The organism is Stenotrophomonas sp. YJH_SMC_73, from assembly GCF_059370155.1.
This window is the reverse complement of sequence record NZ_JCAFTJ010000001.1, coordinates 553,889-565,187: the sequence shown is the minus strand read 5'-3', so window position 1 is coordinate 565,187 and position 11,299 is coordinate 553,889. Positions and strand designations below refer to the sequence as shown.

Sequence of the window (11,299 nt, the reverse complement as noted above, 5' to 3'; positions counted from 1 at the left end):
GTCGACCGCCCCATGCTACGACAGGGTGGGCCCCTTAAACGACGAACCCCGGCCAGGCCGGGGTTCGTCTGCGATCTACGCCGGCCTTACTTGGCGGCGATGACCTTGGCCATTTCCAGGCACTTGTTCGAGTAGCCCCACTCGTTGTCGTACCAGGTCACCAGCTTGACGAAGGTGCCGTCCAGGGCGATGCCGGCATCGGCGTCGAACACCGACGTGCAGGTTTCGCCGCGGAAATCGGTGGCCACCACCTTGTCTTCGGTGTAGCCCAGGATGCCCTTCAGCGGGCCTTCGCTCTGTGCCTTCACTTCGGCGCAGATCTCGGCGTAGGTGGCTTCCTTTTCCAGCTCGACGGTCAGGTCGACCACCGACACGTCCGAGGTCGGCACGCGGAAGCTCATGCCGGTCAGCTTCTTGTTCAGTTCCGGAATGACCACGCCGACGGCCTTGGCCGCACCGGTGGACGAGGGAATGATGTTTTCCAGGATGCCACGGCCGCCGCGCCAGTCCTTGTTGGACGGGCCATCGACGGTCTTCTGGGTGGCGGTGGCCGCATGCACGGTGGTCATCAGGCCGCGCTTGATGCCCCACTTGTCGTTAATGACCTTGGCCAGCGGGGCCAGGCAGTTGGTGGTGCACGAAGCGTTGGAGATGATCGCCTGGCCGGCGTAGGTCTTGTCGTTCACGCCATACACGAACATCGGCGTGTCGTCCTTCGACGGGGCCGACATGATGACCTTCTTGGCGCCGGCATCGATGTGCTTCTGCGCGGTTTCCTTGGTCAGGAACAGGCCGGTAGCTTCCAGCACCACATCAGCGCCGACTTCATCCCACTTCAGGTTGGCCGGGTCGCGTTCCTGGGTCAGGCGGATCTTCTTGCCGTTGACCAGCAGGTCGTTGCCCTGCACCGCCACGTCGGCCTTGAAGCGGCCGTGCACGGAGTCGTACTTGAGCATGTACGCCAGGTAGTCCGGCTCCAGCAGATCGTTGATGGCCACGATTTCGATGTCGTCGCCGAAGTTCAGCACCGCCGAGCGCAGGACGTTACGCCCGATGCGACCGAAACCGTTGATACCAACCTTGATTGCCATTTCTCAAGCTCCTGCGGCCGCGACAGGTGCGGCGGGATGGATAGGGCCCACAAGTCTAGCAAACCGCCGCTGGCCACCGTGGGCCAGCCGGGACCGCCGGCCGGCCCACGGACAGGATTTGATCCGGATCAAAGCGTTAGCGCGGCGTGAGGCCGAGACTGTCGCCATCCACCCAGCAACGAGAACACCCCCATGCGCAAGACCTCCCCCCTGATCGTGGCCAGCCTGGCCGCCGCCCTGTCGCTCGCCGCCGCCCCGGCCATGGCGCAGTCCAAGGGCGACTGGACCGTCTCGGCCGGCGTGCACCAGGTGGCGCCGAAGTCGAACAACGGCTGGCTGGCCGGCGGCACCCTGAAGGTCGACGTCGACAATGACGTCAAGCCGACCATCACCGGCGAGTACTTCATCGCCGACAACCTGGGCATCGAAGTGCTGGCCGCGCTGCCGTTCAAGCACGACATCAACATCAACGGCCTGGGCCGCGTCGGCAGCACCAAGCAGCTGCCGCCGGTGGTCACCCTGCAGTACCACTTCAACAGCAAGGGCAAGGTGTCGCCGTTCGTCGGCGCCGGCCTGAACTACACCACCTTCTTCAGCGAAGACACTACGGGTGCGCTGGCCGGCAGCAAGCTGAAGCTGCAGGATTCGTGGGGCCTGGCCGCACACGCCGGCGTGGACTTCGCGATCGGCGAGAAGGGCGCCCTGCGCGTGGACATGCGCTGGATCGACATCGACAGCAAGGTGAAGTTGAACGGCGAGAAGATCGGCACGGTCAACATCGATCCGCTGGTCTACGGCGCTTCGTACGTCTTCAAGTTCTAAAGCGGTGTATTGGGCGCGGGGGCTTCGCCCCCGCTCCCCCGCTACACGCAGAACCCTCGCAGCATGTTGCCCCGGTAATTGCCGGGGCTTTTTTGTGCCTGGGACTGAAGCGGTTCCGGAGCTGGGGCAAGGCAGGGAGCGGAGCCGGGACACGCCGTAAACCCATCCCTGGGGGCTCGATGGCGCCATCCATGGCGCCAACGGTCCCGGCTCCGCTCCCCGCCTTGCCCCTTCCCATCACCGCGTGCGTACCAGCTCAAGCAAAGGCAAGAGCAGAACCCGTGCATCCGAGGCGCAGTGATTGCCTGTAATTGCAGGAGGCCGATTTTGATCCTGCATTTGTTTTTGATGTTGCATTTGACGTTTGCATCCGCCCCCGCGGCCATGTTTGGAGGGGAGCGCAGAGGGAGGGGCGGCGGGACCGTTGGCGCCATGGATGGCGCCATCGAGCCCCCAGGGACGGATTTACGGCGTGTCCCGCCGCCCCTCCCTCTACGCTTCCACTTCGGAACAGGAACGCGCCGCTCTTCAATCCACCTACCCCGCTAGAATGGGCGCATGAAAGCCCTGCACTCCCTGTTCCTCGCCGCCGCCCTGGCGCCGGCCCTGCTGTCCGTCTCCGCCCCTGCCCATGCCTGGGGCGCGCAAGGCCACCGCCTTGTCGCCGAAGTCGCCGACGCCCGCCTCACCCCCGCCGCCCGCGCCGAAGTGGACCGCCTGCTGGCCACCGAACCGGACGCCACCCTGGCCAGCATCGCGCCCTGGGCCGACCAGCTGCGCGCCAAGGACCCGGGCCTGGGCCGTCGCTCGGCCGGCTGGCACTACGTCAACATTGCCGAAGACGACTGCCACTACGAAGCACCGAAGCACTGCAGGAACGGCAACTGCATCGTCGAAGCCCTCAAGGCGCAGAGCGCCATTCTGGGCGACCGCAGCCTGACTGACGGCGAGCGCCTGCAGGCGCTGAAGTTCGTCGTGCACCTGGTCGGCGACATCCACCAGCCGATGCACGCCGGCTACGCCCACGACAAGGGCGGCAATGATTTCCAGCTGCAGTTCGGCAACCGCGGTACCAACCTGCACTCGCTGTGGGACAGCGGCATGCTCAACACCCGCAAGCTGGACGATGCCGGCTACCTGCCGGTGCTGCAGAGCCAGCGCGCACCGAAGCTGGCGCGCCAGTCCAACCCGCAGCGCGACCCGCAGGTCTGGGCCGAGGCCAGCTGCCGCATCTCCATGCAACCTGGCGTTTATCCGGCCTCGCGTAAAATCGGTGACGAGTACACCGAGCGCTACCGGCCGCTGGCCGAAGCGCAGCTGCGGCTGGCCGGTGAAAACCTGGCGCAGTTGCTGAACCGCGTGCTCGGCACGCGCTGAGGAGAGCTCCAATGCCGGTCCAGGTGCAGTCGTTCTTCCACCGTGACAGCAACACCTTCAGCTACCTGGTCAGCGACCCGGCCAGCGGCGAGGCGGCGCTGATCGATCCGGTCCTGGACTACGACCCGGACACCGACGCCAGCAGCGAATCACCGCTGCGCGCGGCATTGCAGGCCATCGAACAACAGGGCCTGCAGCTGCGCTGGCTGCTGGAGACGCATGCCCACGCCGACCATGTGTCGGCCGGGCGCCGGCTCAAGCAGCGCTTTCCGCAGGCCACGCTGGCCATCGGTGAAGGCATCCGTGCGGTGCAGGCGACGTTTGCGCCACGCTATGGCCTGCAGCTTCCGGGCGCCGATGAAATCTTCGACCACCTGTTCAGTGACGGCGAGACCTTCACTTTGGGCGAACTGCGCTGCCAGGTGATCGCCGTGCCCGGCCACACCAGCGACAGCATCGCCTACCTGATCGACGATGCGCTGTTCACTGGCGACTCGCTGTTCATGCCCGACGGCGGCACTGCCCGCTGCGACTTCCCCGGCGGTGATGCCGCACAGCTGTACCGCTCGATCCAGCGCCTGCTGGCCCTGCCGGATGCCACCCGCGTGTTCGTCTGCCACGACTACGGCCCGGGCGGCCGCGACTTCGCCAACGAAACCACCATCGGTGAACAGCGCGCGCACAACATCCACGTGCACGACGGCGTGGCCGAGGCGGAGTTCGTCAGCGTGCGCCAGGCCCGCGATGCGACGTTGGAAGAACCGAAGCTGATGCAGCCTGCGGTAAAGGCCAATATCCAGGGCGGGGCCTGACGTACGCCGGGCAGAGCCCGGCGCCATCGGTTTCCATCACGGACCGCGAGCGTTCATTTTCCCTGCATCCGCACCACGTGCTGGCCCTTCACGATCTCGAACGTGAAGGCGTACTGCAGGGTGACCGCTACCGGCTCGACGCGCTCGGCGCCCCGGCAGTCACCGCGGTCGGCAGGCACCTTGCCCGCCGCGAAGTGGCAGACCGCTGCGGACGAGTACTTCCACATCGCCACGGCTTCCTGGGCAGCCTGCAGCAGGGGCGCATTCTCGCCCGCAGCACCTGCCGCGCACTCCGGACGATCGGTCAATGGCAGGCTTCGCTCCACGGCGCCATTGGCATCAACCACCACCTGCAGGCAGATCGTGGTCGGCGCCAGTTCCGCGCGCGGGTCACGATCGCCAACCTCCGGGTCCGGTGCCGCGTACAGCTGCGGCATCCGGTAGCCTTCGGTCGCACCCAGCGAATACACCTGCGACTGTCCACCGCCGCTGCCCGCCTGCGGCTGCAGGCGCTGGTGGCCGACATTTTCGCTGCGGGTATCCACCGTGGTCAGGCGGTCCTGGCTCGCGCACCCGACCAGCAGCGCTGCCGCCATGATCAGCGCAGCGGACTTCATTGGGTGTCCTCGGTGTTGTCCATGGCGAACGTGATCGGAATCTTCACCGCCGCTGCAACCGGCTTACCGTTCTTCATCGCCGGCCGATAGGTCCAGCTGCGTGCCGCAGCGATCGACACCGCATCGAACACGCCCGGATTGGTGGCACTGAGCACGCGGACATCGCTGGGACGCCCCTGCGCATCCACCTCCACGCGCAGGTTCACCACGCCTACCTGGCGCTGCTCGAACGCGGATTTTGGATAGGACGGCGGTGGCATCCTGTCGATCTGGATCGGACGGTCCAGCCCAGCCTTGGCCGCACCCTCTTCCGCGGTTGCGTACGGCTCGACACCGATCCCCGGGCTCCCGGCCGCGGCGCCCTGGCTGGCCCATGCCACCGCGCCCATGCCCACACACAACCCGACCACCAGCACCTGCCCGGACACCCACGGCAATGCCTTCCGCTTGGACTGCTTCAACATGGCGATACGCTCCTTCAAAACGGGTTGGCTGCGCCAATGGCAGACCGCGGGCGCAACCGGGTGGACCAGCTGCGCCTTCAGCAGCGTGCTGGCGTAGAGGCCGCGCAGCGCCGGCTGCGGGGCTATGGTGCGGGCATCGCAGGCCAGTTCCTGGTCGCGCAGGAAGCGGCCCGCAGCCCACGGCAGAAGCGGGTGGAACCAGAACACCGCGCGCACCAGCAGCAGCGCACCGTTGGCCCAGTGATCGCCATGACGGTGATGGCTGCGCTCGTGCTGCAGGATCAAGCTCTGTTCCTGTGCGGTGAACTGCAGGTCGAAGTCGGGACCAACCACGATGCGTGGGCGCCACAGGCCAACCAGCGCGGGCAAGCCGGGATCGCCGCTGGCCTGCCAGCTGCCATCGGTGCGCGGCGTCAGTGGGCCCATGCTCCGTTCGAAACGATGTTGTGCGTGCAGGTCGCGCAACAGGCGGATGCCCGCACCCAATGCCCACAGCGCGAACAACAGCCCGGCCCATGGCAACGAGGGCCCGCTCAGGGCATCGAGGGCACCGGGCATCACTTTCAGCGGCAGCGTGGGTACCTGCTGCAACACCGCAACCTGTGGCAATGGCAGCGTCAGGGCCACCAGCAGCAGCGGCAGCAGCCACCAGCTGCGGTAGGCCAGCCCAGCGCCCCCCAACCGCACCAGCAGCGGTCGCAGCACCGCCAGCAGGACCACACCCACGGCCAGCCACAAGCTGGCCCGCCACAGTCCGTCGAGCAGCTCAGTCATGGTCCAGCTCCTGGATCAGCTTCTTCAGTTCGGCGATGTCCTGCGCGCTCAGCTGGCCGCGTTCGCTGAAGTGCGCGACCAGCGGCGCCACGCGCCCTTCGAAGACACGGCCGATGAAGTCCTGGCTCTGCGCCTCCACCCACGCCTGTCGCTGCAGCAGCGGCCGGTACAGGTAACGCCGTCCATCGCGCTCGGCAGTGATCGCGCCCTTGGTCAGCAGGCGGTTGAGCAGGGTCTTGATGGTCGGCTCGGCCCAGTCGCGATGGGCCAGCGCGGCCACCACGTCATCGGCACTACGCGGTGCCTGCTGCCACAGCACCTCCATCACGACGGCTTCGGCTTCGCTGATCGGGGTCATGGTTTACATCCGTAATCGACAGATTGATTACGCGCGTAATCGATCTGCCTGTCAAGCCCCTCGACTCCGGGTTCATCCCGGCTGCGCCAGCATCGGTTCCTCCCGCCCCTGGCCCCGGATGAAAGCACTGCCGAAGAAGGATTTCCCGGTCGAGCAGGCCCGCCGCTTCCTCGAACCCGGCCCGATCGTGCTGGTCAGCACGGCATGGCGCGGCCAGCGCAACCTGATGACGATGGGCTGGCACATGGTCATGGGCTTCTCGCCTTCACTGGTCGCCACCTACCTGTGGGACGCAAACCACAGCCACGCGTTGGCGCGCGGCAGCGGCGAGTGCGTGATCAACGTGCCCGGGGTGGAGCTGCTCGATACCGTGGTGGACATCGGCAACTGCAGCGGCCGCGAGGTCGACAAGTTCGCCCGTTTCGGGCTCGACGCACTGCCCGCGCGTGAGGTCGGCGCGCCACTGGTCGGCCAATGCCATTCGTGCTTCGAATGCCGCCTGTACGACGACAGCCAGGTGGCAGCGAGCAATCTGTTCATCTGGGAAATCGTGCACGCCCATGTTGCGCCCCGGCCGAAACTGCCGCGCACGGTGCATTACCGCGGCGATGGGCAGTTCATGGTGGCCGGCGCGGAAGTCTCGCGTCGACGGCGGTTCAAGCCCGACATGCTGTAATGCCCGCACTCCCCCGACGCAGGACCGCCGCGCATGACCGAACACCTCACCGACCTGGACGCCGCCGTCGACTGGTTGTTTGCGCGCGTGGACGGGCCGCTGCGGATCGGGGCACCGCTGGCACTGGGCAAGCCGCATCGGCTGCTCAATGCCCTCTACGCGCGCGTCGAGCACGATCCGTCGCGGCCGCTGCAGCTGTATACCGCGCTGTCGCTGAATCCGCCGAAGGCGCGGGGCAACGGCCTGGAGGCGCGCTTCCTGGCGCCGTTCGCGCAGCGCCATTTCGGCGACGACTTCCCGCGCCTGGCCTATGCCGATGCGATCGCGCGCGACGCGTTGCCGGCACATGTGCAGGTGGAAGAGTTCTACATGCAGTCCGGCGCCCTGCTCGGGTCGCGCCAGGCGCAGTCCAGCTATACCAGCCTGAACTACACCCACGCCGCCGATGCGGTGGCGCAGCGCGCGCCACAGGTGATCGTGCAGAAAGTGGCGATGCGCCCGAACGACCGCCGGCTTTCCCTGTCGTGCAACAACGACATCACCCAGGACACGCTGGACGCGATGACCGCGCGTGGCCTGCCGCGTCCGCTGCTGATTGCCGAGATCGATCCCCAGTTGCCCTACCTGGGCGGCTCGGCCACGGTCGATGTCTCGTTCTTCGATCTGGTGATCACCCCACCGCCGCCGTACCCGGCGCTGTTCGGGCTGCCGCGGCAGCCGGTCGGCGATGTCGACTACGCCATCGGCCTGTACGCCAGCACGCTGGTGCGCGATGGCGGCACGCTGCAGATCGGCATCGGTACGCTGGCCGACGCGCTCAGCCATGCGCTGGTGCTGCGCCACACCGACAACGCGCGCTACCGCCGCGTGCTGCACGCGCTGGATCCGCAGCTGGCCAGCCACCCGCTGGTGCAGGAGATCGGCGGCGTGGACCCGTTCGAAGTGGGCCTGTACGGCTGCAGCGAGATGCTCAACGAAGGCTTCCGCAGGCTGGTGCAGACCGGGGTGATCAAGCGCAAGGTACACGATGACCTGGCGCTGATGCAGCGCATCGAGAACGGCAGCACGCTGTCGATCGACCACGCCACACTGGCGGCCGAAGGTGAGTACCTGCACGGCGCGTTCTACCTGGGCTCGCCGGAATTCTACGAGTGGCTGCGCACGCTGCCGGAGGACGAGTGCCGTGCGATCGGCATGCGCCGCATCAGCGAGATCAACCAGCTGTACGGCGGCAACGAAACGCTGGAACGCCTGCAGCGCCGCCATGCGCGCTTCTTCAACTCCTGCATGATGGCCACCGCGCTGGGCGCGGCGGTGTCCGACGCGCTGGACGATGGACGCGTGGTATCCGGTGTGGGCGGCCAGTACAACTTCGTGGCGATGGCACATGCCCTGCCGGAAGCCCGCAGCGTGCTGATGTTCCGCGCCGCGCGCGATGACAAGGGCCGACGCGAATCCAACGTGCGCTGGAACTACGGGCACACCACCATTCCGCGCCACCTGCGCGACATCTACCTCAACGAATACGGCATTGCCGACCTGCGCGGACTGACCGACGAGGACTGCGTGCATGCGATGACCGCAATCACCGAGGCCCCGTTCCAGGGCGGCCTGCTGCAGCAGGCGCACGCCTCGCGCAAACTGCTGGCGGTCGCGCAACCGGATCCGCAGCGGCAGCAGCGCAATACGCCGCAGGCGCTGACAGCGGCGCTGGCCCCGTTCCGCGCCGATGGCAGCCTGCCGGACTATCCGCTGGGCAGTGACTTCAACGAGATCGAGCAGGTGCTGGTGAAAGCGCTGGCGTGGCTGAAGGCCAATACGCAGACCCGCGGCGACAAGCTGCGTACCGTCTGGGCAGCACTACGGCAACCGGCCGGCGACGGCGATGCAGTGTACCTGCAACGCATGGGCCTGCAGGCGCCGAAGGATTTCGCCGAACGCCTGGACGCGCGCCTGCTGCGGCTGGCACTGGCGCGCACCGCCTGAGAAAAGGGGACGGAGGGGATTAAGTCGTTTGTGCACAAACGACTTAATCCCCTCCGTCCCCTTTTTCCTGCGGCAAAGAAAAGGCCGGCGTGCGCCGGCCTTTCCTCATTACGTCGCGATGCTGCTTACAGCGCCTTGGCGGCTTCCACCACGTGCGCGGTGGTGATGCCGAAGTGCTTGTACAGCTGGTCGGCCGGGGCCGAGGCACCGAAGGTGTCGATACCGATCACTGCACCGTCCAGGCCGACGAACTGGCGCCAGAAGCCGGTGACACCGGCTTCCACAGCCACGCGCTTGCGCACCGCGTTCGGCAGCACCGATTCACGGTAGGCCGCATCCTGGCGCAGGAACACGTCGGTGGACGGCATCGAAACCACGCGGGTCTTGAGACCAGCCGCGTCCAGCTGGGCCTTGGCTTCGGTGGCCAGCGAGACTTCCGAACCGGTGGCGATCAGGATCACATCCGGGGTGCCGGCGGCATCGGCCAGCACGTAACCGCCGCGCTCGATCTGCGCGATCTGCTCGGCGCTGCGCGGCTGGTGCGGCAGGTTCTGGCGGCTGAACACCAGGCAGCTCGGGCCGTCCTGGCGGGTGATCGCGGCCTTCCAGCTCACCGCCGACTCGACCGCATCGCACGGACGCCACACGTCGTTGTTCGGGATGTAGCGCAGCGAGGCCAGGTGCTCCACCGGCTGGTGGGTCGGGCCGTCTTCGCCCAGGCCGATCGAGTCGTGGGTGTAGACGTGGATGGCGTGCGCCGGGATCAGCGCGCTCATGCGCACGCCATTGCGGGCGTAATCGCTGAACACCAGGAAGGTGGCGTCGAACGGAATGAAGCCACCGTGCAGGGCCAGGCCGTTGGCAATGGCGGTCATGCCGAACTCGCGCACGCCGTAGTACACGTAGTTGGCGTTGGCGTCGTCGCTGGCAACCGATTTGCTGCCCTTCCAGAGGGTCAGGTTGGAGTGCGCCAGGTCGGCCGAGCCGCCGACGATTTCCGGCAGCAGCGGGGCATAGGCTTCAATGGCCAGCTGCGACGCCTTGCGCGAGGCGATCGTCGGGCCTTCCGCGGCCACCTGGGCGATGTAGGCATCGGCCTTGGCAACGAAGTCGGCCGGCAGTTCGCCATGCGAGCGGCGGGTCAGTTCGGCTGCTTCAGCCGGGTACTGGCTGGCGTACTTGTCGAACAGCTGTTCCCACTCAGCCTGACGCAGGGTGCCGGCGCCATTGGCGCGCCAGCCGTCGTAGATCGCCTGCGGGATCTCGAACGGACCGTATTCCCAGCCCAGCTGCTTGCGGGTGGCTTCCAGCTCGTCCTTGCCCAGCGGTGCGCCGTGGCTGGATTCCTTGCCCGCCTTGTTCGGCGAACCAAACCCGATGGTGGTGCGGCAGCAGATCAGGGTCGGCTTGTCGCTCTGCGACAGCGCGGCCTCGATGCCGGCCTTGATGCTGTCCGGGTCATGGCCATCGACGTCGCGGACCACGTTCCAGCCATAGGCCTCGAAACGCTCCGGGGTGTTGTCGGTGAACCAGCCCTCGACGTTGCCGTCGATGGAGATGTGGTTGTTGTCCCAGAAGCAGACCAGCTTGTGCAGGCCCCAGGTGCCGGCCAGCGAAGCGGCTTCATGCGACACGCCTTCCATCAGGCAGCCATCGCCCATGAACACCCAGGTGCGGTGGTCGACCACTTCCAGCTCCGGACGGTTGAAGCGCTGTGCCAGCAGCTTCTCGGCCAGGGCGAAGCCCACGGCGTTGGCGAAACCCTGGCCCAGCGGGCCGGTGGTGGTCTCCACGCCCGGGGTCTCGTGGCGTTCCGGGTGACCGGCGGTGTGGCTGCCCAGCTGGCGGAACAGCTTCAGCTGCTCGATCGGCAGGTCGTAGCCGCTCAGGTGCAGCAGCGCGTACTGCAGCATCGAACCGTGGCCGTTGGACAGCACGAAACGGTCGCGGTTGAACCAGTGCGGGTTGCTCGGGTTATGGCGGAGGTAGTCGTTCCAGAGGACTTCGGCGATGTCGGCCATGCCCATGGGCATGCCGGGGTGGCCGGACTTTGCGGTTTCAACCGCATCGGCGGCAAGGAAGCGGATGGCGTTGGCCAACTGGCGACGGGTAGGCTGCGTCATGGTTCTGTCGGAATCGGGAGGCGGCCGCGGACGTGCGGGCGGCCTATTGTCCCATAGTCGCCGGGCGGGGGGTCAGTTCACCTTGCCCGGTCGTGCCGGCCGCTGGCCCGCAAGGACGTGATCTCCGCCGGATTCCGCATGTGAAAGGGGCCGGAGCCCTTTCCCTGCGGAAAGGAATCCGACCCCGATCAGGTCGCCA

At 66.9% G+C, this 11,299-nt stretch carries 10 protein-coding genes; 5 read left to right on the top strand and 5 right to left on the bottom strand.

Annotated features, from left to right (window positions below; genetic code table 11):
- Positions 1–86: 86 nt before the first annotated feature.
- Positions 87–1,091, bottom strand: coding sequence for a type I glyceraldehyde-3-phosphate dehydrogenase (gene gap / locus AC5P8R_RS02525; RefSeq protein ID WP_005414333.1), 1,005 nt, complete (start codon positions 1,089–1,091; stop codon positions 87–89).
- Positions 1,092–1,283: 192 nt separating this feature from the next.
- Here gap and AC5P8R_RS02520 point away from each other — a divergent pair, with 192 nt between their 5' ends.
- The 3 genes from AC5P8R_RS02520 (at position 1,284) to AC5P8R_RS02510 (ending at position 4,102) form a co-directional block, all read left to right on the top strand.
- On the top strand, positions 1,284–1,913 hold the full coding sequence (locus AC5P8R_RS02520; protein WP_014648239.1) for an OmpW/AlkL family protein: 630 nt from the start codon (positions 1,284–1,286) through the stop codon (positions 1,911–1,913).
- 558 nt (positions 1,914–2,471) lie between these two features.
- Positions 2,472–3,290, top strand: coding sequence for a S1/P1 nuclease (locus tag AC5P8R_RS02515; RefSeq protein ID WP_014648240.1), 819 nt, complete (start codon positions 2,472–2,474; stop codon positions 3,288–3,290).
- Positions 3,291–3,301: 11 nt separating this feature from the next.
- Positions 3,302–4,102 (top strand): MBL fold metallo-hydrolase, encoded by an 801-nt coding sequence (locus AC5P8R_RS02510; protein WP_014648241.1) that lies wholly within the window; start codon positions 3,302–3,304, stop codon positions 4,100–4,102.
- A 53-nt stretch (positions 4,103–4,155) separates the two neighbouring features.
- Here the strand turns inward: AC5P8R_RS02510 and AC5P8R_RS02505 are convergent, their stop codons facing one another.
- Genes AC5P8R_RS02505 through AC5P8R_RS02495 form a run of 3 tightly spaced genes read right to left on the bottom strand, consistent with a single transcriptional unit; the run spans position 4,156 to position 6,315 of the window.
- Entirely contained in the window at positions 4,156–4,719 is a 564-nt protein-coding gene (locus AC5P8R_RS02505; RefSeq protein WP_014648242.1) for a hypothetical protein, read from the bottom strand.
- Positions 4,716–5,957 (bottom strand): M56 family metallopeptidase, encoded by a 1,242-nt coding sequence (locus tag AC5P8R_RS02500; RefSeq protein WP_495222961.1) that lies wholly within the window; start codon positions 5,955–5,957, stop codon positions 4,716–4,718. Before AC5P8R_RS02500 ends, AC5P8R_RS02505 begins: the two co-directional genes overlap by 4 nt.
- Positions 5,950–6,315, bottom strand: a complete 366-nt coding sequence (locus tag AC5P8R_RS02495) for a BlaI/MecI/CopY family transcriptional regulator (RefSeq protein ID WP_014648244.1) — start codon at positions 6,313–6,315, stop codon at positions 5,950–5,952. The genes AC5P8R_RS02500 and AC5P8R_RS02495 overlap by 8 nt, the downstream gene beginning before the upstream one ends.
- 118 nt (positions 6,316–6,433) lie before the next feature.
- Between AC5P8R_RS02495 and AC5P8R_RS02490 the strand changes: the two genes are divergently transcribed.
- Positions 6,434–6,991 (top strand): flavin reductase family protein, encoded by a 558-nt coding sequence (locus tag AC5P8R_RS02490; RefSeq protein WP_014648245.1) that lies wholly within the window; start codon positions 6,434–6,436, stop codon positions 6,989–6,991.
- Between the two features lie 33 nt (positions 6,992–7,024).
- Positions 7,025–8,977: an acetyl-CoA hydrolase/transferase C-terminal domain-containing protein gene (locus AC5P8R_RS02485; protein WP_049406588.1), complete on the top strand. Its 1,953-nt coding sequence runs from the start codon at positions 7,025–7,027 to the stop codon at positions 8,975–8,977.
- Positions 8,978–9,102: 125 nt separating this feature from the next.
- On the opposite strand, the gene tkt is transcribed toward AC5P8R_RS02485, so the two are convergent.
- Positions 9,103–11,100 (bottom strand): transketolase, encoded by a 1,998-nt coding sequence (gene tkt / locus AC5P8R_RS02480; RefSeq protein WP_014648248.1) that lies wholly within the window; start codon positions 11,098–11,100, stop codon positions 9,103–9,105.
- Positions 11,101–11,299 lie beyond the last annotated feature (199 nt).